The organism is Pedosphaera parvula Ellin514, from assembly GCF_000172555.1.
GTDB lineage: Bacteria > Verrucomicrobiota > Verrucomicrobiia > Limisphaerales > Pedosphaeraceae > Pedosphaera.
The window spans coordinates 1-23,286 of sequence record NZ_ABOX02000064.1 but is presented as its reverse complement, the minus strand read 5'-3'; the positions used below and the strand labels follow the sequence as shown (position 1 = coordinate 23,286).

At 52.0% G+C, this 23,286-nt stretch carries 24 protein-coding genes; 14 read left to right on the top strand and 10 right to left on the bottom strand.

The window, feature by feature from the left end; translation table 11 throughout:
* Position 1 precedes the first annotated feature (1 nt).
* Entirely contained in the window at positions 2-748 is a 747-nt protein-coding gene (locus tag CFLAV_RS28665; RefSeq protein WP_007418423.1) for a TerC family protein, read from the bottom strand.
* A 294-nt stretch (positions 749-1,042) separates the two neighbouring features.
* Between CFLAV_RS28665 and CFLAV_RS28660 the strand changes: the two genes are divergently transcribed.
* Entirely contained in the window at positions 1,043-2,491 is a 1,449-nt protein-coding gene (locus CFLAV_RS28660; RefSeq protein ID WP_007418422.1) for a Calx-beta domain-containing protein, read from the top strand.
* Positions 2,492-2,506: 15 nt separating this feature from the next.
* Here CFLAV_RS28660 and CFLAV_RS28655 read toward each other — a convergent pair whose 3' ends face one another.
* Positions 2,507-5,854 (bottom strand): DUF7133 domain-containing protein, encoded by a 3,348-nt coding sequence (locus CFLAV_RS28655; protein WP_007418421.1) that lies wholly within the window; start codon positions 5,852-5,854, stop codon positions 2,507-2,509.
* A gap of 675 nt (positions 5,855-6,529) precedes the next feature.
* Between CFLAV_RS28655 and CFLAV_RS28650 the strand changes: the two genes are divergently transcribed.
* From CFLAV_RS28650 to CFLAV_RS28625, 6 genes are all read left to right on the top strand, one after another.
* A complete protein-coding gene (locus CFLAV_RS28650) occupies positions 6,530-7,303 on the top strand; it encodes a DUF2092 domain-containing protein (RefSeq protein WP_007418420.1) in 774 nt (257 codons plus the stop codon).
* A 14-nt stretch (positions 7,304-7,317) separates the two neighbouring features.
* Positions 7,318-7,920 (top strand): DUF6515 family protein, encoded by a 603-nt coding sequence (locus tag CFLAV_RS28645; protein WP_007418419.1) that lies wholly within the window; start codon positions 7,318-7,320, stop codon positions 7,918-7,920.
* A 157-nt stretch (positions 7,921-8,077) separates the two neighbouring features.
* Positions 8,078-8,875, top strand: a complete 798-nt coding sequence (locus CFLAV_RS28640; RefSeq protein WP_007418418.1) for a bestrophin-like domain — start codon at positions 8,078-8,080, stop codon at positions 8,873-8,875.
* Positions 8,876-9,052: 177 nt separating this feature from the next.
* On the top strand, positions 9,053-10,138 hold the full coding sequence (gene recF, locus CFLAV_RS28635; protein WP_007418417.1) for a DNA replication/repair protein RecF: 1,086 nt from the start codon (positions 9,053-9,055) through the stop codon (positions 10,136-10,138).
* A gap of 106 nt (positions 10,139-10,244) precedes the next feature.
* Positions 10,245-10,514: a hypothetical protein gene (locus CFLAV_RS28630; protein ID WP_007418416.1), complete on the top strand. Its 270-nt coding sequence runs from the start codon at positions 10,245-10,247 to the stop codon at positions 10,512-10,514.
* 101 nt (positions 10,515-10,615) lie between these two features.
* Positions 10,616-11,041 carry a hypothetical protein gene (locus CFLAV_RS28625; RefSeq protein WP_007418415.1) on the top strand — a complete coding sequence of 142 codons (426 nt, stop codon included), beginning with the start codon at positions 10,616-10,618 and terminating at the stop codon, positions 11,039-11,041.
* Positions 11,042-11,069: 28 nt separating this feature from the next.
* Here the strand turns inward: CFLAV_RS28625 and CFLAV_RS28620 are convergent, their stop codons facing one another.
* Complete coding sequence (locus tag CFLAV_RS28620; RefSeq protein WP_007418414.1) at positions 11,070-11,768, bottom strand: hypothetical protein; 699 nt, start codon at positions 11,766-11,768, stop codon at positions 11,070-11,072.
* 111 nt (positions 11,769-11,879) lie between these two features.
* On the opposite strand from CFLAV_RS28620, the gene CFLAV_RS28615 reads away from it, so the two are divergent.
* From CFLAV_RS28615 to trpS, 3 genes are all read left to right on the top strand, one after another.
* Entirely contained in the window at positions 11,880-12,782 is a 903-nt protein-coding gene (locus tag CFLAV_RS28615; RefSeq protein WP_007418413.1) for a sugar phosphate isomerase/epimerase family protein, read from the top strand.
* A 6-nt stretch (positions 12,783-12,788) separates the two neighbouring features.
* The gene (locus CFLAV_RS28610) at positions 12,789-13,082 is read left to right on the top strand and encodes a hypothetical protein (RefSeq protein WP_007418412.1); all 294 of its coding nucleotides are present in this window, start codon (positions 12,789-12,791) and stop codon (positions 13,080-13,082) included.
* Between the two features lie 164 nt (positions 13,083-13,246).
* A complete protein-coding gene (gene trpS / locus CFLAV_RS28605) occupies positions 13,247-14,212 on the top strand; it encodes a tryptophan--tRNA ligase (RefSeq protein WP_007418411.1) in 966 nt (321 codons plus the stop codon).
* Here the strand turns inward: trpS and CFLAV_RS28600 are convergent, their stop codons facing one another.
* A complete protein-coding gene (locus CFLAV_RS28600; RefSeq protein ID WP_040550632.1) occupies positions 14,213-14,683 on the bottom strand; it encodes a hypothetical protein in 471 nt (156 codons plus the stop codon).
* 148 nt (positions 14,684-14,831) lie between these two features.
* On the opposite strand from CFLAV_RS28600, the gene CFLAV_RS33375 reads away from it, so the two are divergent.
* Entirely contained in the window at positions 14,832-15,542 is a 711-nt protein-coding gene (locus CFLAV_RS33375) for a prepilin-type N-terminal cleavage/methylation domain-containing protein (protein WP_007418409.1), read from the top strand.
* A gap of 19 nt (positions 15,543-15,561) precedes the next feature.
* Here the strand turns inward: CFLAV_RS33375 and CFLAV_RS28590 are convergent, their stop codons facing one another.
* On the bottom strand, positions 15,562-15,870 hold the full coding sequence (locus CFLAV_RS28590; protein WP_007418408.1) for a hypothetical protein: 309 nt from the start codon (positions 15,868-15,870) through the stop codon (positions 15,562-15,564).
* Positions 15,871-15,973: 103 nt separating this feature from the next.
* On the opposite strand from CFLAV_RS28590, the gene CFLAV_RS28585 reads away from it, so the two are divergent.
* Together CFLAV_RS28585 and CFLAV_RS28580 are read left to right on the top strand one after the other, a co-directional pair.
* A complete protein-coding gene (locus tag CFLAV_RS28585) occupies positions 15,974-16,900 on the top strand; it encodes a HEAT repeat domain-containing protein (protein ID WP_007418407.1) in 927 nt (308 codons plus the stop codon).
* 72 nt (positions 16,901-16,972) lie between these two features.
* Complete coding sequence (locus tag CFLAV_RS28580; protein WP_007418406.1) at positions 16,973-17,881, top strand: HEAT repeat domain-containing protein; 909 nt, start codon at positions 16,973-16,975, stop codon at positions 17,879-17,881.
* A 16-nt stretch (positions 17,882-17,897) separates the two neighbouring features.
* Here CFLAV_RS28580 and CFLAV_RS28575 read toward each other — a convergent pair whose 3' ends face one another.
* Positions 17,898-18,683 carry a carboxylesterase family protein gene (locus tag CFLAV_RS28575; protein ID WP_007418405.1) on the bottom strand — a complete coding sequence of 262 codons (786 nt, stop codon included), beginning with the start codon at positions 18,681-18,683 and terminating at the stop codon, positions 17,898-17,900.
* 60 nt (positions 18,684-18,743) lie between these two features.
* A complete protein-coding gene (locus tag CFLAV_RS28570) occupies positions 18,744-19,715 on the bottom strand; it encodes a KpsF/GutQ family sugar-phosphate isomerase (protein ID WP_040550637.1) in 972 nt (323 codons plus the stop codon).
* A gap of 97 nt (positions 19,716-19,812) precedes the next feature.
* Here CFLAV_RS28570 and CFLAV_RS28565 point away from each other — a divergent pair, with 97 nt between their 5' ends.
* Positions 19,813-20,496 (top strand): hypothetical protein, encoded by a 684-nt coding sequence (locus tag CFLAV_RS28565; RefSeq protein WP_007418403.1) that lies wholly within the window; start codon positions 19,813-19,815, stop codon positions 20,494-20,496.
* Here CFLAV_RS28565 and pheA read toward each other — a convergent pair.
* The 3 genes from pheA to CFLAV_RS28550 all read right to left on the bottom strand — a co-directional run bounded on the left by pheA (position 20,493) and on the right by CFLAV_RS28550 (position 23,139).
* Entirely contained in the window at positions 20,493-21,554 is a 1,062-nt protein-coding gene (pheA, locus tag CFLAV_RS28560; protein WP_007418402.1) for a prephenate dehydratase, read from the bottom strand. The two genes, CFLAV_RS28565 and pheA, sit on opposite strands and share 4 nt — an antisense overlap.
* Positions 21,551-22,264: an SMC-Scp complex subunit ScpB gene (gene scpB, locus CFLAV_RS28555; RefSeq protein ID WP_237712478.1), complete on the bottom strand. Its 714-nt coding sequence runs from the start codon at positions 22,262-22,264 to the stop codon at positions 21,551-21,553. Before scpB ends, pheA begins: the two co-directional genes overlap by 4 nt.
* 65 nt (positions 22,265-22,329) lie before the next feature.
* The gene (locus CFLAV_RS28550) at positions 22,330-23,139 is read right to left on the bottom strand and encodes a segregation and condensation protein A (RefSeq protein ID WP_007418400.1); all 810 of its coding nucleotides are present in this window, start codon (positions 23,137-23,139) and stop codon (positions 22,330-22,332) included.
* Between the last annotated feature and the right edge of the window lie 147 nt (positions 23,140-23,286).

Here is a 23,286-nt window from a genome sequence, read left to right as displayed (position 1 = left end):
CTCAGCGATAAGGTTGGTTCAATTCGACCTTATGTCCTTTTTTGGATCGCAGCTTCAGGTTCAGCATTTCCACGCCAACAGAAAAGGCCATGGCAAAGTAGATGTATCCTTTGGGAATTTCCTTATGGAACCCTTCGGCCACCAAGGCGCATCCAATCAGGATCAAAAAGCTGAGGGCCAGCATCTTCAGCGTTGGATGCTTGTCGATGAAGTCGCTGATGTATTTGGAGAAAAAGAGCATGAAGATCATCGCGACGATCACGGCAGCAATCATCACGGGCAACTGCTTTACCATCCCTACCGCAGTTATCACTGAGTCCAGGGAGAACACAATGTCGAGCAGCATGATTTGTACAATCACTGCGGCGAACTTGGGCGCAATGCGGTTGGTCACTTCGCCATCCTCACCTTCAAGTTTATCGTGGATTTCATGAGTGCTTTTGCCGAGTAGGAATAATCCGCCGGCAATCAGGATTAAATCCCGCCCCGAGACTCCATGTCCCAGGACAGTAAAAAGTGGTGTTGTCAACTTGACCATCCAGGCCAGGCCGCACAGCAGCATGATGCGTGTAATCAAGGCCAGACTGAGCCCAAGTTGCCTAGCTTTGTGCTGCTGATTCTTGGGTAGTTTGCCGGCCAAAATGGAAAGGAAAACGATATTGTCGATGCCCAGAACAATTTCGAGCAGGGTCAAAGTCACCAAACTAATCCATACTTGAGGATCTTTTAAAAACGAGAGCCATTCCATAGGGCAGTGAATTTATAGGCTGAAAATCAAAGTGCAATTTATAATCGGAGGCTCCAGTTGTAATGGTTGCGGCGGAACTCATCAAATGGTCAACGGTTTGGTTTTTAGATGGGAAGACGTCCGGGGTTGGTGAAAATAAGAAGTCTTTGGAGTAAATCGGGCTGATAAATATCTGTTTTTCAGGTATTGACAAAATTCTGCCGAAGAGTACTAGTGGTTCTTAAGTCATTCATACATCATTGCCGCAGAACCACGAGCAGAAGCGCGGTCGGATTAACAATAAAGGAAATAGTTATGAAAAGCTGTGGTTTCGTTCGACGTCTGTTTAGTTGTTTAAGCACAATCTCACTTCTTATTCCCCTTGCTGGCACAAGCTTTGGCCAGATTACCGGCCCCATTGGCACGAACGCTCCCGGGGTTACCATCGAGGCCACCGATCCATCGGCTTCCGAGGCGGGCGATCCTGGCGTATTTACAGTTTATCGCAGTCGCACCACTACCAACGAATTGCGCGTGTTCTATGTCGTTGGCGGCACGGCGTCCAACGGCGTTGATTACGTGGCAATTCCAAACAGCGTTGTCATTCCTCCCGGCGCCAATTCCGCCCAGATTGTCATCACCCCCATCGATGACCAATTGCTGGAAGGCGATGAAACCGTCGTTTTGCACCTGGCTAATCCTCCCTACATGTCGCCGGATTTATACTATCTGATAGGAAATCCCAGTTCCGCGGCTGTGGTCATTCATGACAACGACATAAGCAGTAGCAACAAGCCTCCCGTAGTCACCATTACAAGCCCGATGGGTGGCGCAACCTATCCTGCTCCTGCGAACATAACCCTTTTCGCAAGTGCGTTCGACTCCGATGGATCGGTAACCACGGTTGAGTTTTTTGAAGGTGCCAATAGCCTCGGCATTGCCACGAACAACCCATTGGCTGGCAGTGTTGCAAACCCGTTTCACCTTTCCTGGCCGAATGTTTCTGCCGGCCAATATATTTTGACTGCAGTGGCGACGGATAACCTGGGCGCTACGGGCACTTCCTCTCCTGTCAACATCACGGTCAAGACGGGGCCAATCACAAACCCGCCTCCCGTTGTTTCCATCGTGGCGACTGATCCCATCGCAGTTGAAAACCCAGGGACGAATCATTTCTTTATTTCTCCTGTCGCGACTTTTACCAACTACTATAGTGGGACCAATACCGCCACCTTCCTTGTCCGACGAATCGGAGACACCAACACAGACTTGACGGTGTACTATGACATTGGCGGCACGGCCTCCAATGGGGTCGATTATGTCACGCTGCCCGGAAATGTTACCATTCCAGCAGGAAAGCGGTTCGCGCTGATTACCATCAACCCATTGGAAGATTTAGATCTCAGTTCCAATCGTTTTGAAACTGTGATCCTCTCGTTGCACCAGCTAGATCCTATCGATTCTCAACCTCCCGTTCCCTACTTTGTAGGTTCGCCAGGCATGGCGGAAGCGCTCATCTTGGAGGAGAGTAAATTTCCCTGGCCTGTCCCCTACATCCTGCCGGGCGGCTCCTTCTACGTGGGACTCCCAGCCACCAACGGACTTAACTTCTGCGTGCAGATTTCGATGAACATGGTTGACTGGACCTCAATTTGCACCAACACCGTCGTGAAGGATGGAATCCACTTCATCGACACGGACGCATCCAGTTTCACCAACCGCTATTACCGGGTAGTGCCTGCGTCGGCACCACCCGTTTTCTGATCATTTCTCGAAAGATCACTTCGCCGGGCTTGCGGTTGCATTCGCTGCCACCGCCTGCTTGGTCGAAGCAAGAAACTCGATCAGGTTGCGAATATCCTGTTTGGCGAGAATATTGCCCATGCCTTCTGGCATGGCAGACTGACCCTTCTCACGCGAGGTGATTTCGCTGGTCTTCACCTTGGTTGGGCCGTCATCCGGTGTAATGATTACGAGTTCCTGGGCATCTTCACTTTTCAAAATGCCCGCAATGCTCTGTCCGGCCTTGGTTTTTACTACGATACTTTCAAAACCAGGAGCGATCTGCTTGTTCGGATAGAGGATCGATTCAAGAATATACTGACGGTCTTTTCGGGTAATGATGCCGGCAAGTTCCGGACCAACTTCACCACCTTCGCCGTTAATTTTGTGACAGCGCACGCAGGAAGCTTCGGGTCTCTCAAGAAAAACCTTTTTGCCCTCTTCAGCGTTACCGCCGTAAAGCGTTTCACGGAAACCGACGAATTCATCCTTGGGCTGTGAGCTGGTATATTTTTCCAGCTTTTCTTTGACCACCGAAGAATCACGCTTTCCGGCCGCCTCAACGAGATCGAACTGAATCTCCTTCTGAACATTGCCAGCGATGAGCTTGTCGAGCCATTCGGCAAGCAACTTGTCAGTCGCTTCACCTTCCACCGTACTGAGTGTGGCAAATGCTCCTTGCTTTTCAGTAATACTCCCGTTTTCCAGCACTTTGGCCAGCGCACCGGTGGCATCACCAGGCTTGATCTGCGCCTGCAAACGATTGCCCTCCTTGCGCACGTTTTCATTCTTATCAGCCACCGCGATCTTCACGGCATCTGGCAGGTTGGCGGCATGCATTTCGCCTAATGCTTTCAAAGCCTCGATACGCACATTCGCTTCGCTCTTTTCATTGGCCACCAGATTAAATATTCCTGGGGCAGCCTCATCGATCCCAAGTTTCTCCGCTGCCTGAACTGCGGCAATTTTTATTGCATCCGGTGAATCACTTAATATTTTTGCAACAACCGGCTTCAATGCCTCGGTGGCCGGTTTGCCATCGCGTGCAGGCAATGGACGCCACAAACCAGTCAGGCGTTCGCGAGGCATTGGCTTGGCCCAGGTTTCCAGAGCATGCAACGCTTCGCCACGAACTTTTTCTGTCGCGGTGGTTTCTGCTGCATAATGAGCCAGAGCAATTGCATTCTTGTCAGCGCCAAGACGGAAGTTCGCATTCACCACTCGCCAATCGAGTGGCTCGTTGTGCGTCGGATGCTTGATCAAGCCAGCCAGTTGCGGCCATGCATCCTTGATCGGTACGTCGTTAATGGCACGTGCCGCTTCCAGCACCACCAGCTCATCTGAATCATGCAGGAACATCGCGATTTCCGGCATTTCCAAACGGCGCATTGCCAACAGCGCCCCCATGCGAACTGCTTTTGAATTGTCCTTCCCAGCGGCGATCAACGTATTCTTATCCGCCAATCCAACCAATCCCATCACGCCCGCATGACGAACAAACACATCCTTGTTATCGTTCGCCTTGAGCATCGCGAGGATGGGGGCAATCGCAGCTTTGTTGCCGAGTTTGCCCAAATTCATCGCTGAGAAGAATTGCACGCGCGCATTCGAATCACGGAGCAGCTCAATCAGTACAGCACTTGCGTCCTGGTAATGACCTTCACCCATGATCTTTGCAGTCTGCGCGCGCACTTCCGCGTCCTGGTCTTTGAGCAGCTTGGTAATGCCTTTGAGAACACTGTTGTCCTTCACGCTGATCTGTCCCAAGCCCCAAATTGCATGCAGACGTGCCAACTGATTTTTGCTTCCCAAGGCAACGCTTTGCAGATACTTCATCGACTTCGGTCCGCGATCCGCCAATTCGAACTGAGCTTCCTGACGCACACGCTGATCAGGATGTTCCAACAACTTCGCCAATTCCTTGTTGGAACGCTTCTCCATTCCCTCGGCGATGAGCTTCTTGGTTTGCAATACCAACGGGCTGTTTACAGCGTTCGGATCATAAAGGCGATAGATACGACCCATCTGCGATTGCGGCCAGCCCTGCACCCAATCAGTCACATACATGCGACCGTCCGGACTGAAATCCACATCGGTGGCGAGAATGTCCCAAAGGAAATTGGTGCGTCCCACCATGGTAAACGTGGCGCCGTTTTCCTGTATGCCAAATTCATGAACGCCACTGCGTGCGCTCGCGCCTTTAAAATCACATAGAAAGAAATGGTCCTTGAAGCTGTCCGAAAATCCGGTTCCCGGATAATGCGTTAATCCCGATGGCCCGTTCGCAATGTGTCCCACCGGCGGAAGAATGTAAGCCGCCTGACCAGGAAACTGCAGATGCCAAAGCTTCTCAGCATTCCAAACTCCTGCTGGCGTGGTTTCACTGAATTGATTGCCTGTGCGCCAACCGCTATCTCCACCCTCGACAACATAAACCAAACGCGCCGCATCGCCGTGGTCGCAATTATTATCACCTGTCCACAAGTTGCCATGATCGTCAAAGGCCAGTTCCTGCGGATTACGCACGCCGTAAGCAAATACCTCCAGGTTCGAACCATCCGCATTGCACCGCAGCACAGTGCCCATGTTGGGATAGTCCAGCAGTTTGCCTTCCTTCGTTGTCACATGAATCCCGCGGTCGCCGATGCTGAAGTAAAGCTTTCCATCCGGCCCAAAACGCAATCCGTGCAAATCATGGCCGGTCAGGTTGAAATGAACCCCGTAGCCATAGCTCAAGGATTGCCGCACATCGGCTTTTCCAGAATTCCGCGTATCTTTCAGTAACCACAAATTGGGAATGTCCGAGTAATACACATTCCCCTTCCGCGCCAGCACACCCGAGCCAATCCCGTCCAAAATCGTGTTGAACCCATCCGCAAACACTTGCGCATGATCCGCCTTGCCGCCACCGCTGCGGTCCTCCAGGAGTTGGACCACTTCCGATTCCTGCGCCAAATCCGTATACCTGTCTCCGAGAAACTTCTTGATCATCGCCGCCCGGTCTTCCACCGTTTTGCACGCTAGGTCATCATCGAACATGTTCGTCTTCCCGCTCATGTGTTCGCGAATGTCGTAAACACTTGTGCGATAACGAAAGGTCTCCGCCACGTAAACCCGTCCCTTTTCGTCGAAGCAAAATGAGACCGGGTTCTTCAGTTGTGGCTCGGAAGCCCAGCAATCGATTTTGAAACCAGGCGGAACCTTGAATTGCTTAATGGCCATGTCCGGCGAGATCACAGATTCACCCGATTTGGAACCTAAATCAGCGGCAACTGCTCCCGTGGAACAGGTTAGCAAAACAAAAATGGCCCGTTGCAGGGCCGAAATTGGTGTGGCTTTCAGCATATGTTGAATTGTATGGGTCTATGATGGCGAATAAAGGACGAAAATGCATGTCCACAAAATTCATTACCTCGCGTTCATTAAAAACATTACGTTAATGTGTTATTTTAACCGGAATTAAGTCGAACTAACTCGAACCTTTATACTTTCAGGCTTGGTTCGTTCTTTAGATGACGGAGTACCACCGACAAAGCCCATGGACCAACCCTATGCGTGAAGATCTTCTGCAAGCCTTGTGGGCAACCCTGCTTATTGAGTTGGAGTTCATAACTCACCGGTCTGGGTCGATCAGATTTTCAGCTTGGATTTGTTGATTACCTGCCTGAGTGATAAAACTCCAGGTTTTGCTAATGCCGCAAATCGCAATATTCAAGTATAATACTCTCGGAGTAATGCTCGGATCATTTCTAACCCGTTCCTTGGCTCTAAGACTCCAAATTTCTTTCTTTTGCCAGTTACACAATGCGGGCACTTCACCCCACGAATCAATTCTGGCACCAAACCAAATCGAAATTAATTTATATGAAATAGTGGGTATGCCGATGGGGCATGCAAGCAAGGGTTTTATCAATCGTTTCGCACCATGAAAACCAGGACAGTTCTCCCTTTCCCGATGCAGCGCCTCAATCTAATTTTTACAACTTATCGCCGTCATCAACCTCTGAAATCCCCGGAACCATGAAAGTCAAAAGGACATTCTTTGCCGCTCTTTGCAGCCTTGCAATCATTGGCTCAGTCATCGCCGTCGACAATCCGGCCCCAACCATCCATCCAGAAGCAGGTCGCATCCTTCGCCAGAGCAGTGATCGATTGGCCACCGCAAAAACTGTCTCCTTTCACGCCGAGGTTTGGGAAGACTCCGTGGTGGAAACCCACAAGGTCTCAGCGACCAGCACCGTGGATGTCCGCCTTCGTCGACCGGATAAATTTCAGATTGAAGTTCACTCGCCAACACGCAGTCGCGGTTACTGGTATGATGGACACACGCTCACATTGTTCGATCGCACAAAAAACCTCTACAGCACCGTTACTCTGCCGGGGACAATTGATAAAGCCATCGATGCCGCGAAGAAACAATATGACATCAACATACCGCTTGGGGATTTCCTTGTGAACGATCCCTTCACCAGCGCCATGGGCGGAACCAAAGGCGGCGCCAATTTCGGCCAGGCCGCAATTCTCGGCACTCCCTGCCAGCACATTGCCTTCAACAACGACCAACTCGACTGGCAATTGTGGATTGCAACCGATGCCCAGGAACTCCCGCGAAAGCTTGTCATTACCTACAAACAAGAACCGCTCCAGCCTCAAGTCCTCACGCTTTTCAATAACTGGAAATTGAATGAGGATATGCCTGACTCAATCTTTGTGTTCACGCCCCCAAAAGGCGCGGCCAAAATTGAAATGCTTCCTGCCTCCGCTCCAAACAACCGGCCACCATCAAACCCCTGAACTGAATAAATCCGATGAAACATCACCATGCGTCGACTCAAAAAGACCTCTATTTGCTGTTCAGTGTTTCTCTTGCGGTTGCTTTTGCTCCCTCCACATGGAGTGATGCGCAGGAACGCGGCGGCATCCGCTCCAGCCGCCTCAATGCCGAAGTCAATTTCAACGCCAACGTAAACCGGAATGTCCATGCCAACCCTCCCATCGGCTGGAACATGATGGGAAACCGAACGGTCAACGCCGAACAACACGTTGATGTGGAGGCGCACGATGGCGACTACTACCCTCATGATCGCGACAACGAAAACCAGTGGGGAGGCTTCGCGTCAGATGCAGTCACTGCGCCAGCTGTCGGAACAGTCATTCATTCTCCGCCGCCCCACGGCCAACCTGTGGTCGTGAACAACGTCCCCTACATCGTCGCCGACGGCACCTACTACCAGCAAAAAGATTCCGATTACATCGTGGTAAGCCCGCCAATCGGGATTACCGTACCTTCATTGCCCAGGAGCGCAGTCGAAACCAACATCAACGGCCAGGTCTATTTCCGCGCCAACGAGATCTACTACCGTCCCACCATGCAAGACGGCGAAACGATTTACACCACGGTAGCACTCTGAACACGGTTTTCGGCTTAGAACACTGCGGCATGGTTTCGTTGTGCCTCGCAGTTGGTTGAAGTCTCGTTCGTGTAGCGGATAGTGTATCAACCGGCGATCACGATGCCGTGTGAGTAGCCACCAAAGGGGGATAATTCTTAAACTATGATCATGTCGCATGCTTGACACCATCCTTAGTCGCATCTTTGCCAGTCAATGGCACGTCATTGCCATCGTCTCTATCGTGCTGCTGGCGGCGGCAGAACTCGGTTTTAACTTTGGCCTGCGGCTCCATCTGTCAAATGATCAGGCGCGCAAAGATCAGATTGGGGGGATTCAAGGCGCAATGCTGGGGCTGCTCGGTCTGTTGCTCGGTTTTACGTTCGCCATGTCGGTGGGGCGTTACGAGTCGCGGCGCGCGTTGGTGCTTCAGGAGGCAAATTCCATTGGCACCACTTACCTCCGGGCCGCAGTTCTCCCAGATGCTCACAAGACTGGCGTCGAAGACCTGCTAAGGCGCTATGTGGATGTGCGTCTCGATTTTTTCCGGGCTGGCGAGGACCAGGGCAAACTGGCCGCTGCCGAGCGGGCAACTGCGCAGATTCAACGCGAGTTATGGGCTCATGCCGTGTCAGCAGGGAAGGAAGCTCCCACTCCGATCACTGCTATCTTTTTCAACGCACTTAACGATACCATCGATCTCGATGCCACGCGCATGAATGCGCGGCGTACCCGCGTGCCAGGCGCCGTCTGGTTGCTGGTGCTGGCCGTGGCGGCCTGCGGTTGCTGCGCCAGTGGCTATGGTGCCGGGGCCAGCGGCGAACGTGGCGCTTTCGCCAATGTCGTGCTGCCATTGCTTATTGCGGTGGTCATCACGCTCATCGCTGATCTCGACCGCCCGCGCGGCGGCATGATTGTGATCAGCCAACAGCCGATGCTCGATCTCAAACAATCCTTGCAGCCAGACCAACCCTGAAAGCCAGGCAAGATTGGCCGCCGACTCCTGATTTTGACATTTGGTCCAGGAAGGGAGCGCCGGTTTCCCAACCGGCTTACTATCCATGACCTGAAAACCCCAACTCCCCTTCGTATAACGTCCACCCGGGAACTCGAAACCATTGAACAATCTCCTTCCTTGGCGTAAGTCATACACGTGCATCTGGCTCATCTCAGACTTCGCGACTTCCGCAATTACCCGCGGTTGGACGTGGACTTTGCCCCGGGATTCCAGGTCTTGCTCGGCGACAATGCCCAGGGCAAGACCAACATCCTGGAAGCAATCTATTTGATGGCCACCTTGCGCTCGTTCCGCGGCGTTGGTGGTTCACAGATGGTGCGGCACGGACAGAAAGGTTATTTCGTCGGCGGCAAGGTCGTGGGGCAGGGGGATCACGAAATCAAAATGTATTGGTCTCCTGCCGAGCGCAAACTTAGTCTGGATAATCAACCGATCCGCAAGCTGGCCGATTACTTCGGTGCCATTCGCGTGGTCATCTTCTGCACGGAGGATTTGCAACTGGTCAAAGGCACTTCCCGCGCTCGCCGTCGTTTTGTGGACCTCCTCCTGTCGCAAACTCATCCTACCTACCTGCCATTGCTTCAGCGCTATGCCAGTGCCCTCCGCTCCCGTAATGCCCTGCTCAAGCAACGTGTTCAGGATGAATCCGCCCTCGAGAGCTTCACTGCGGAGTTGGTGAAACTTGGCAATGACCTCATCCGCATGCGGCATGAGTTGATCCCCAAACTTTCGCCGCTCGCGAGACTGGCTTATCGGCGCATCTCCAACGATGCCGAAGAACTCCGTCTCGAATACCAGCCGAGTGTGAAGAAAGATTTCGCTGTGGAACTCGCTCAAACCCGGGCGCGCGAACGCACCTACCGGTCCACGCTCATCGGCCCGCATCGCGACGAAGTGCAACTCCTCCTCAACGACCGCTCCGCTGCCCAATTCGGCAGCGAAGGACAGAAGCGCACCCTGGCCATCGCCCTCAAAATGGCCCAGGCCGAATACCTCACCGGACTTCATGGTTCTGCCCCCATCCTCCTTATCGACGATATCATGGGCGAACTCGATGCGAAGCGTCGCAGCGGTCTGCTCCCTTTGCTCGAGCGCGCTCATCATACTCGCGGCCAAGTCTTCATGACCTGCACCGAAGAAAACTGGCCCCGCGAACTCGGCCGCGACCTCCATCGCTGGGAAGTGCGCTCCGGGACTCTTAAGAAGTCCTCAGCAGGTTGATAATCGCTCGAAGATGCGGTTGCCTATCTCCTCCACTTACGCGAACGCTCTGAATCGGAAATAGCGTGTGGGATTCTGGCACAATCCACCGTAGTTTTCTATTGGCATGAAGGGCAGCAACGGTATCTTTTTCAGCGCCATGAATGATTCCAATCCGTCCCCGTACAAACCTGGCAAGATCGCCAAGGGAACCTCCTGGGCGTTCCTTTTGGTGGGCATCATCATCTTCCAGATACTCAAGCCAAACGCTCTTGGAGACTCCACGCAGAGTGGATCCGGCTTCATGCACACTGTGGCAGTGACATTGGTAGGAGTTGCCTGTGCCGTTGTCGGCGCGGTGATCGGAGTTATGATCGAAAAAAAGCGTGGCCGATGATGCGCTCAGGTCGTCATAACCCACCCGACGCAAATGAATCCATGGCGTCGCGCTTTATTGACTTGGAATGCCGCTGACAACCACCCATCCTCATTCTTTGCATGCGTCGTTCGGCTGTAATCATTGCGTTGGCAGTAGTGTTGCTCGGATTGCTCGCTTTTGCCTGGTTTCGCAGTGAAAGCGAATATCAGGCCAAGGTGCGGCATGGCCGCGAAATGGCGGCGGGCTTGAATGCACAATTCCTCGCCGATCCCCGGTTTCGGCAGGTCAGAGCCCTGGGTTATGGTAAGGATTCAGGACCATTGTGGTCGGAAGGTTCCTTCTGTGTTACTGGCACTGTTTTTTCAAGCAACGACCTGATGATCGTGCAAAGCCTCGTTCAATCGATGAATCCACCGGGCAAGGTGGAGTGCAAAATCAACGTCGTGAAACCGCCACAACCTGTTCGCCCGGTTATGAAGTCACCAGCCGCCACAAACAAACCGGCCGTGAAGCCTGCCATTAAAACCGTTCCACGCAAAAAATGAACGAAAGGGTTTTGCGCCTCGCCCAATGTCATTGTTTTTCCGGCTGTCCCACGAATTTCCATTCTCCATCAACGCGCTTTACTCTCATTTTCATCTTTGTGAGATCAGCGTCAAAATCAACTTTTAGTTCCACTTCATCATCCGATATGACTTCTCTTCCAATGATGCGATAACCACGGATTTCACTCAGGTCGTTTGTGGTTCGTGTTAAAACTTCGGCTTCAGACAGGCCCGTCCATTCCTTCTCCTTTTTCACCCTCTCGTCAGGAGTCAGGCTTGCCAGGATCGCATTCGTGTCCCCATTGCTCATGGCCCAAAGTGCCGTCTGAAATGCGGATTCCGGAGAGCCATATCCGGCAAATGCGAAGGACTCCTTCGCAACAGGGGCCTGCGAGAAATGTTCCAGCGTCGACAGCGGATGAGAATTGCTTTGCCTATCCACGAAACTCGTTTGCTCTCGTTGATTGCGCAAGCTGGTCACTTCACCCCGAAGCCGCAGCAATTCGCGGAACCAGCCGTTGGAAGTAACCTGCGTGCTATGAGCTTGGGCTAAAAGATTTGAGAGCCGCTTGTTCTCCATCACAACCTCGTTGACAAACTGGTGGTCCCGACTCAGTTTGCTGACCTCATTCTGCAACTTCCTTAGAGATTGATGTTGCATTACCAAGCCAGTTGCCATTCCAAGCAGCAGGCACGCAACCAATATCCGGATTTTAAGGTGCGCCATCGGTTGGCAGTAAGCTGAACCACTTCTCCTCTGTCAAGGAACGATTCTATTGTTCAAAACTTTTCCTACCAATTCCGCCCCCGTTGTGCAGAAATAGATTCAAGTTCACCTATGAAACAAATCCTAAGTCTCGGCTTCTGCCTCTTGTTCTTGGCCCTCTGCCATGCTGAACCTAGCGCTTCCACAGCCTCGAATCGTCCCGCAATCACAGACAGCGACAAGGTGGGTGGCTTCGCGCTGGGTTGCCAAGCCTACAGCTTTCGTGAGAACACGTTGTTTGAGGCCATCGATAAAACCAAAGCCTGCGGCGGCAAGGTCATTGAAATTTATACCTGGCAAAAATTAAGCCCCGGCACCGGAAACGTGGAAGTAAACGCAAACCTTTCCGACGCCAACATCAAACTGATCCGCGAAAAACTCGATGCCGCCGGCATCAAGCTGGTAAACGCCTATGTGGGCAATGCCAACTTCGTCAAGGGTAGCAAGGACGAGAAGTCGCCGCGCAAAGTCTTTGAATGGGCACGCAAAATGGGGCTGCGCGGCTTGACCGGTGAGCCGCCGGAAGATCAATTGGACATCATCGAGAAGCTGGCCAAGGAATATGACATCCAGTTTTGCCTCCACAACCACAAGAAGGAACCTGAAAAACCTGAGTACAAAAACTGGGACCCGCATTACACCCTCTCACTCATCAAAAACCGTGACCATCACATTGGCGCCTGCGTCGATACCGGTCACCTTGTTCGTAGCGGCATCAAGCCGGTGGAGGCCCTGAAAATTCTCCAAGGCCGCGTGCTTTTCGTTCACCTGAAGGACATGAACGAATGGGGGCCCAAAGCCATGGACCAGCCCTACGGCACCGGCGTCTCTGACATCAAAGCGATTCTCAACGAGTTGAAGCGTCAAAACTTCAATGGCCACATCTCCATCGAATACGAAAACACCACCGACCATCTGCTGGACGACATCAAAAAGTGCGTCGATTACGTGCGGGCTGAAGGGCCTAAGTCTTGATAGAATATGGAACTAGTTGTGCTTTTCGCTGTGATTGTTGGTTTGTTCCTCCTGCTTATCGTGGCATGGCTATTAAAGACGTTTTGGCATGAGAGCAGGGTAGATAAGAGATTTGGCGTCTCTTGTCTAAAGGAGGTTCTGGAATACAGGGACGGAGCCCGGATGGCAGAGTTGTCTTACAAGTTCGACGGCTCGAAGGAAGGCACCGTCGTCTTTATTTATTTTCAAGGCGCGAACTGGAACAAACCCAATACGCTCCAATCACTGAGGCTGAACGTGCCGCAATGGAACAGCGGTTAACGAAATGGGCCACCGCCCGCGATTGCAGTGCCATCGTTTTCGACCCGGTTAAAGTGATACACTGCGGAGAGGATTCGTAGAGTTAGCCCAATATGACAGGAAAGAACGGCAGGTGAGTCGCAAAACGTTTGAACGAATCGCCTTCCCCTGTTACCTTGCGCTCGATGCGAATTTTATCAGGCATACAACCGTCCGGCGCTCTGCATCTCGGAAATTATTTCGGGATGATGCGTCCGGCCATTGAATTGCAGGAAAGGGGCGAGGCCTATTATTTTATCGCCAATTACCACTCCATGACGTCGCTGTTCGAGGCCGAACCGCGGCGCAAGAATACATTGGATGTGGCGTTGGACTTTCTTGCCTGTGGATTGGATCCTAAAAAATCAGTTTTCTTTAAGCAATCCGATGTGCCGGAGGTGACGGAGCTCGCATGGATATTGACTACCCTGACCCCCATGGGACTTCTGGAACGCTGCACCAGCTATAAGGATAAGCTGGCACGTGGCATTTCCCCTTATCACGGTCTGTTTGCCTACCCAGTGCTGATGGCGGCGGACATTTTGATTTACGATTCGAACATCGTTCCAGTTGGTAAAGATCAGAAGCAGCACGTGGAAGTCACCCGGGATATCGCTGTCAAGTTCAACGAGCAATATGGTCAGACCTTTGTAATTCCTGAGCCGCAAATCCGGGAGGAAACCGCGCTGATTCCAGGAACCGATGGCCAAAAGATGAGCAAGAGCTATGGCAACACCATCGAGATTTTTGGTGAAGAAAAAGCGACGCGTAAAAAGATCATGGGTTTGGTGATGGACAGCCGCACCCCGGCCGAACCCAAACCAGATGCAGACAAAAACACGGCCATCCAGTTGTTAAAACTCGTCGCGCCTGCGGACGTGGCAAAGGATTTTGAAGAGCGACTCCGTGCCGGCGGCCTGGGCTATGGAGATCTGAAGAAGGCTTTGTTCGAACATTATTGGAACTATTTTTCCTCGGCTCGTGCCAAGCGCGCTGAGTTGGTGGCGAATCTCGATTACGTGAATGCCGTTCTCACCGATAGTGCGACACGTGCGCGCTCGCTGGCGGACAAGGTTTTGAAACGGGCGAAAGTAGCCAGTGGTCTCGACTGATCAGAGTTCTCTTTCATCCGTCACGCCGCGATTCGATTCATAATTCATTTCATAACGGTCCCGTCCCTTTACCGAGATGTGGACCGTTATTTTTATACTGTCCTTGTTGGTTTTCAGGAAATAGGAGGCGGTGCCGCCAGTTTCCTGGGCAAGTCTTTTAAATTCAGCGACGGGTTTGTCCTCGGCAAAATCCATCAGGATGGTGTTGCCTTCAATAACGGCACTTTGCACCCCGGCAATTCTGCGGCAGGTCCGTTCCAGCTCCAGCCTATAGTTTGCAGCCTTCGTTGACTGAGGCAACGCCGCAGGTTTTTCCGGCAAAGCACGATTGTAATAATATCCGAAGAATAGACTGAGCGGGATGCCAATCAGGAAAACCATCTTCCACGACCGCACGGGAGAGCCATCTAGAAACCGTAAACCGATTAGAACGGCAAAAATGATTGCAAACGCGATAATGTAGATAGTCATCCTCTGGTTCTCCATATTTGGAGGTCGCAACCATAACAGCGCAACCAATGCTGTCAATTGGTGTTAGTTCATTATGTCGTGGGAGTATCTTCTTGCCTTCCAGAGGGGTAGGCACGATGCTCACGCCTTCAAGTAAGAGGGTAATTCTATGGCAGCGGGAACAAAATCTGATTTGAAAAAGTCAAAGGGACACATTGCATTTACTCTCACCGAGTTGTTGGTAGTCATTGCCATCATCGCCATTCTTGCAGCGCTCCTCTTGCCTGCTTTGTTGAAAGGCAAACAAAAGGCGACGCAAACACAATGCACGAGCAATCTCAAACAGCTTTCTCTCGCCATTCACATGTACGTGGGCGACAACGGCGACCAACTTCCCGGCCCCATGTGGCAGGGGCTTTATTACACCTACAATAACGAGACCGAGCGCATGCTTTATTACCTTGCTCCTTATCTAAGCCTGCCTGCCCCGTCACCGAACGTCTGCACCGGCCAGGTCGCGATTTGTCCAACCGGACTGCTCCAATGCCATGAACAGCCGGGACAACCGCCTGAGTCCTTGATCCGTCCCGTTTCTTATCTACTCAGCGCCGAGGTGACCAACGTGATTACCGACATTGTCACTCGTCCCTTTGGTTACCCTTATTCCAGTCCATTTTATCGCCTGCCCCCAGGTCCCGATGAGCCACCGAAAAAAGTGGCTGAGATAAAAAGCCCTTCCACCAGCATGGCCATCACGGATGCCGACCAGCAAAACGCCTTTCCCGGCGGTCTCTACTTCAGTCTAATCCCGATGAACAAAGTGCACGGCGTTGTGCGGAACCAGCTTTTCTTTGACTGGCATGTGGAATCGGTGAAGTAACGGCATTTTTATTTTAGGTTTATGTTCTGACTTTTGTCCACAATGCTTTAAAGCCAGTCAGCAGCCATCCCCAAACTAGGCAGTTGACCACCGTAAGTATAATGCCGAAAAAAGGCGGGTTGCTTGCCGCAGGCCAAAGCCTACGTAACAGAAACCTTGGCCATGCGAGAAGCACCTCGATGTTGTACAACGCCAAAATCAACGGATCCAAATTGAATGCTTTGGGAGGAATGTGACTCAGCAGGATGATAAGTCCATTGAGACAGAGATAAACGACGTAATAAAGCAGTCCGAACAGGATCACTTGTTTTAGAAGTCGCTGATTCATGAACGCAATCCTACACACAACCGAGGGAGTTGACGAACACTGACGGGACTTCTCTTTGTCCGGAGCTTGCGATAGCTTTGAGTTGATGCATAAGCGGTGGTCGATGATTGTGATTTGCCTTTGCCTGACACCTGTCATTGTCGTGTTGGGCCTTAAGGCTTTCCAAGACAGAGAACCGCGTTATGCCGGAAAGTCTCTGAGTGCCTGGTTGGTGGAACTCAGCAACCCGGACCCCGCAATGGAAAAACAAGCGCGGACGGCGGTTCATGAAATGGGAACGAACGCGATTCCCAAGTTGCTCAAATTAATGAGCGCCGAGGATTCCAGTTTTAAATTGCAGTTGATCGGATGGACCGACAGGCAGTCCTGGGTGCGCTTCAATTTCCCACTCGCTTCGAATGAACGCGCCATGGCAGCGGAAGGTTTTGCTGTCCTTGGCCCGGAAGCCAGATCTGCAGTTCCCGCACTTTCCCGATTGGCCCAAAGAGACAAAGATGGATTTGTCGGCCAGGCACTGGTGCATATTGGAACGGAAGGGGTGGGGGCACTGGCCCAGGCTCTTGCAAATAATAACTTTGAAATCAAATCCAAGGCGATTGACGGCCTCATTCGGTACGGAGTTTTCTATGACTTGGAACACAGCAATGTTTCTCCACAGGAATTGGCAACATTCTCCATCCATGCACAAGTCGCAACGGTGCCTTTGCTCAAGGTTCTGCAGGAAACCAATCGGCTCATTCGCTCAAAAGCGATTCTTGCCCTCGGTTGGCTCCGCTTCGAGCCTCGACTGGTGGTGCCAGCGCTGATTACCAATTTACAAAGCACAACTTCGGGTTGGATGGTCCAGGCTTCATCGATCACTGCGCTCGGACAGTTTAAGAGTGACGCCCGCGAAGCTATTCCGTTGTTAACAAATGCGCTGTCCAGTCCTGATCCAATCGTGCGCGCCAGGGCGAACACAGCGCTGATTCAGATTGATCTTGAAACAGCTTCGAAATTAGGAATTAAGGAGTCTGAGGATCCCAAATGACTGCTTCAGGGCTAAACGCTACGTGCGGTGAAACAGGCTGGCCTGTAACGTTCGGTAGTATACATTCCTCTTATGAGGAAACGCTCTCACATTGCGCGCTGCATTTTAGTGGGGATTATCAGCTTCTTCGTTGTCTACCTTGGATTGCGCACGAAAGAGCCAAGTTTCCAAGGCCGAAACCTGAGCGCCTGGCTCAGTGACTATGGGAATTTGTCTGCGCCCGTTTCTAATTCAGATAAAAGACGGGTTTTGAAAAACAATGCTGATAATGCCGTTTACAACATGGGCACGAATGCCATCCCCATGCTGATGCAACGACTCCAGGCCAGCGATTCCAGTTTTCGCTATAGACTGGCGACATCCTTAAACCGTCTTTCTTTCATTAAAAATAAATTCACTACCACGGCGGATGAACGGTGGCACGCAGGGCTGGCTTTACAGGCACTGGGTTCGAAGGCTAAGCCCGCGATTCCCGAATTAACGAGGCTTTTAACCAATCCTTCCTTGGCTAATCATTCACTCAACCTCTTGATGAATTTTGATAACGAAACCGCCATTCCGATTTTGTTGCAAATGGCAACCAACAATAATGCTGAATTACGTAAAACCGCTCTGCTCGATTTGGGTTACAGGCGCCAAGGCAGCAATGGAGTGATCCAGGTCGTGTTGACGGGGTTGAAAGATCCTGATCCTAATGTGCGAGCTGTTGCTGTCGGCATGCTTTCGCGATTTCCCTCAGAAGCCGATTTGGTTGTGCCAGCGCTCGTCGACATACTATCAGATAGCTCGCTTCAACATCTTGCGATTCAGTCGTTGGGAGAACTGGGGGAGAAGGCTCGTCCGGCTGTTCCCAGACTCATGGAAATTGCATCAAATAAATGGGCCTTTAACCCGGCGGCTGTTGCATTGAGCAAGATAGATCCGGCTGCTGCACAGAGAATGGGTGTGCAAAGAACAAATCAATTTTCAATTTACGAATAGTAAGTTGGATTCCGGCCTAATTTGACGCTGAGCGCTTGTGCTCCAAAAACCACTCGTAAAGCTTCGGATTATCGTAGGTCGCCGTCCAGGAATTATGAGTCGCTTCAGGATAGATGGTTAACTCCACATCCTTGCAACCAGCCTTTTTCAAAATCTTCACCATCCGCTCTGATTCTTCGAGGGAAACAACATTATCCTTACCTCCGTGAAAAGCCCAGACTGGCAAGTTCAGGAGCGCAGGCTTTTTCTCCTTGTCCATCATCGATAACACCACGCCAATGTTTCCTTCACCCCCACAAATGGGCGCGACCGCAGCAAACCGCTCGGGATAAGTAGTTGCCAAACTCCAGGTGCCATAACCGCCCATGCTTAAGCCAGTCAGGTAAACCCGGTTGGTGTCCACGTTGTATTTGTCGATAACCTGATCGAGAATGCCCAACACGACGTCATCCGACCACTTGTGCCCGGCGGGGCAGAGCGGGGTGATCAGGATGAAAGGGAAATCGGGGTTTTTCTCGATGTATTTGGTCGGCCCATGAGTGGTGGCTTTCCAAATGTTTGTTCCACGCTCGCCTGAGCCATGTAGAAATACGATTGCCGGCCACTTCTTCCTCGAACTTGCCTTATAGTCCTTTGGCAAATAGAGCAGGTAATCGGTCTTGAAAGTTTGCGAACTTTTCTTTGCTGTCAGATTCTCGATGTTGGGTTTCGCAGGTGCAGTTGCTTGCTTCTTCATGGTCGAGCAGGATGTAAAAGTGAGTGCTGTGGCAACGGCAAGCAATAAATAAACTGTCTTCTTCATGGTTTTCCGTTCTGATGAAATGCCATTGCGTGGAGAGTGACGCGCGGTCCCTGGCTGAGTTCACATCAGCTTTAGCTTTGGCAAATCTTGTGAATCAATCAAGCCCACTGGCTCGCGTCTGGCGTTGACCACGATCAAATCGTCGATATTGCGCTCGTTAAAAATTTTCAAGGCCTCTTGCGCCAATGCTTCATCCCGAATGCAAATGGGATTACGGGTCATCACCGTTTTAACCGGTTGCGAGAGCAGGTCATTATTTGTGGCCATGTGACGTCGGAAGTCGCCGTCAGTAAATACCCCGACCAACTTCCCTTTGGAATTGACCACGCTCAAGCTGCCCGTCTTCGCGCGCGTCATCACCATCAATGCTTCCTTCACCGCGAGCGTTTCCTGTGCGACGGCATTACGTTGACCCGTGCGCATGATTTCTCCCACTTTCAGGAGCATGGCGCGGCCAATGGCTCCAGCCGGATGTCGCCTGGCAAAGTCCTGTTTTTTGAATCCGCGTGCTTGTAACACCGCCATCGCGAGAGCATCTCCCATTACCAATGTCACCGTCGTGCTGGAGGTCGGCGCGAGATTGAAAGGGCAGGCTTCCTTGGCAACCTTGACGTTCAGAACAACATCGCTGTAGCGGGCCAGGGATGATTTAGGCACACCAGTAATCGAGATCAACTTCACGGAAAATCTCTTCAAGGCCGGCATCAAATTGAGCAACTCCTCCGATTCACCAGAATAACTGAGCGCCAAAATCAAGTCCCCATCATTGACAATGCCCAGATCGCCATGCACCGCATCGACGCTATTTAACACAACGCTCGTCGAGCCGGTGCTGGAAAGTGTGGCGGCGATCTTGCGTCCAATCGCTCCTGATTTGCCGATGCCAACGACGATGATTTTCCCGCGCCGACGCAACGTATCGACGACCAGTTCCACCGCTTGATCAAATGATTCGTCGAGCAGATTGCGCACGCCTTTCAGCGCCGCCAGTTCGATATCAAAAACTTCCCGAGCCCGGGCAAGATGACTCATGGAATTAGAATGCCAATACGCCGTCCCGGTTGCAATCATGAACCAGAAAACTGCTTGCTGAAGACATGGAAGATGCCTAAAGTTGCCGCGCTGAAGGATGAAAAATTCATTTAAAATATTGCTTCTGGTCGCGATGGCTGTGTTGGCGTCGCCATTCCAGCTACACGCTGACGAAAAAGGCACTACGATTTTGGGCGGTCTCTCCAGCACGGCTCTGGGCGGTTCTGTGAACACCTCGATCCAAGGGGACATGACATTGGAGGTCTGCACCAATGTTCCAGTTTCCTACGTGCAGTCTTTGAAAGCCAGGCGTCAGCAGATGATTACCAGGTTTAAAAGTGTATACTTGTCCAATCACGGTTTTGGTAGAAATCAGCAGGTAATCAGCATGCAGGCAATGTTCAATCATCTCCTTGCCACCAACCGTTTCTCTTCCGCGACATTTAGCTTCGATGGGTTTGCTTACTACGACATGCCTGGAGCTTTGTCAGGTCAGTATGGCACTTTGCTGATGCCTGATATGAAGGTTCTGCGTTTAACGAAAAAGCAGTTTGCAAAATCTGTTCCAGTGAGTGCCCCACAGCTTCCAGCAAATCCGCAACCGGGGATAGGCCCTCAAACAAATCCACCAAGTGTAGTGGTGGATGTAGGGATGGAACTGGGGCGCGACACTAGCCTCCATAATTATTCCCCTCCACTTCCACCGACTACTTTTTACCCGGGGAATCAGCTTCCCGTTCCGCCGGTCCCGAACCGCCCGCCTAGTCCAATGATGCCCTAATCCCCGTTCGGATACGACCCAAGCACCTTCACGAAATTGCATTCCTTCTGCAACTCCACGATGGCTTTGGCCACGCGTTTGTCCTCCTTGTGGCCTTCGCAATCGACGAAGAAATAGTATTCCCAGGCTTTGCGCTTGCTGGGGCGTGACTCGATCTTCGTCATGTTCAACTTGAACCGGCGAAAGGCAGCGAGAGCTTTGTATAAGGCACCCACTTCATGACTGAGACTCAGCATGATGCTCGTACGATCCTTGCCCGTCGGCGGGCTGCATTGACGGCCCAGGACCAGGAACCGAGTTGCATTCGCCGAGTTGTCTTGAATGTCGCTTTCCAGAATGCGCAAACCGTAATGTTCGGCAGCCAATGAGCCGGCGATCGCAGCGGAATTCTTTTCCTTCGCCGCGAACTCAGCGGAGCGGGCGTTGGACGAAGTTTCGATGATCTCAGCGTTCGGCAGATGAGTCTGTACCCAAATGCGGCATTGCCCAAGGCTTTGGGGATGCGAATAAAGCTTTTTGATTTGCTCCCGCTTGCAGGTGCTGACCAGGCAATGCTGAATGGGCAACACGATTTGTGCGACGATCTTCAGGTCACTATCCACAAACATATCCAGCGTGTGGGTGACCACGCCTTCGGTGGAATTTTCAATCGGCACGACTCCATAGTCCGCGCGGTTCTTCGTCACTTCGGAAAAAACATCCGCAACGGTTTTTTGCGCGGAATATTTCAAGCTCGCACCAAAGCGGCGAATAGCGGCTTGATGGGTGAAAGTGGCTTCCGGCCCGAGATAGGCAATGGTCATCGACTTTTCCAGCGACAGCGCGCTGGACATCACTTCGCGGTAAATGGCTCGCAATGATTCATTGGTGATTGGGCCATGATTCAGCTTGCAAATTCGTTCCAGGACAGCGCGCTCGCGGTGTGGAGCATAAATTTCCTCACCCGCCTTCAGTTTGATATCCCCGATTTCCAAGACATGCTTCGTGCGTTCGTTCAGCAGCTTGACGATTTGCGCGTCGAGGCTGTCGATGGCTTTCCGATGCTCGGGGATGTTCATGATTCAGGCGGGTTTTCGGCTTTGGAAGACTCTGCTTCGGATTCCGTTGGCGGTTCCACCGGGGAGGAGGTCGCTTCAACAGCAGTTTGGGCAGCCTCTCCGGTAACCTGTGCGAGTTCGACTTGGGCCGGTTGCTCCGTGGGTGCAGTGGCCAAATTAGGATCGGTGGTCACCAACCCTTCCGGTCTTGTGACCGGTATCCGGCGCAGTTCATCCGCTGCCGGCAATTCATCCAAATTGCGCAGGCCGAAATATTCGAGGAAGAGCGGGGTGGTTCCGTAAGTGATCGGACGGCCTACAACTTCAGCGCGGCCCACCTGCTCGATTAATCCACGTTCCACCAATGTCGCGACCACGCCATCCACGGCAACTCCGCGGACTTGTTCCACTTCGGCACGAGTAAGCGGTTGGCGATAGGCAATGATGGCAAGAGTTTCGAGGGCAGGTTGGGTCAGGCGAGGGGGGCGGGCTTTATGGCCTACCAAGGCTTTTAACCACGGGGCAAATTCCGGTTGACTGACAAATTGCCAGGAACCGGCGATGCAAGCCAGCCGGTAACTTCGGGCTGCCGTTTCGTGTTCAGAGGCCAACTGTTCCAAGGTCGTAACCATTTCCTCTTCCTTGACCTTCTTGAAAGCCTTGACCGTTTCATCCCCCTCGGTATTGGCTGCGGCGGTCGCCAGCACGTCGCGAAGCTCTTTGATACTCATTGGCTTCTGCGCCGAAAAAAGGAGGGATTCCAGTATAAATTTCAGTTCCATGTTAGCTTCGAAAATCAAGTGCCCGATGCAGGCTCATTAGCGGGTGGAAGCCCGTGTTCCGTTGTGGCCACAGTCTCTGCCGGAGCAGGTTCGGCAGGAGGAAGCGCCTTGGTGATGTCGATTTCTCCAAAAGTCTCGTCCTGAGTGCAAACCAATTGCTTCAACCGGATGAGTTCAAGGACGGCAAGAAAAGTAACCACCACTTCCGTCCGGCTCATGGCGATTGCAAATAGTTCCGAGAACCGCACCTTCGGCTGATCGGTCAATCGGATCATGATGAGCTCTATCTTCTCGCTGACGGTCCATCTGTCCTCAAATACGTCGCGGGTCGCACCTTCACGTTCTGTGATCCGCCGGAGGATGGTTGAGACAGCATTTACCAGGTCGAAAAGTGATACTTCAGGTTTGCCGGGAGCTTCAGGCGCAAACTCGGGTTTAATTGGAATGCGCGGGAAAATGTTCTCCTGTTCGCCTTCCAGGACTTGCAGTTGCGCGGCTGCATCCTTGAATTTCTTGTATTCCACCAATTGGCGGATCAATTCCCAGCGCGGATCCTCTCCCTCATCTTCACCCTCCGGCTGAACCTGCTGTTCCACCGGCAACAACTCCTTGCTCTTGATATACATGAGCGTGGAAGCCATTACCAAAAATTCGCCGGCAATTTCAAGATCCAGCAACCGCATGACCTCGATATACTCGATGAATTGAGTGGCCAACTGCGTCAAATTGACATCGTAAATGTCGACCTCCTCCTTTCTTATCAGGTAAAGGAGTAAATCAAGCGGGCCTTCAAAGACCTCAAATTTGACTTTATATTCAGCCATTGCACCCCGCTGCGGCTCGCAAACCGGGAAAAGCCATCTTAGGCTTTGGCAGGAAGCATTGCAACGCCAGAACGCAACTGGGGTGTATCACGCGGCACTTCTACGGGATACATATTGACAAACTGCGTTCGCGCCTTAAAATTAAGG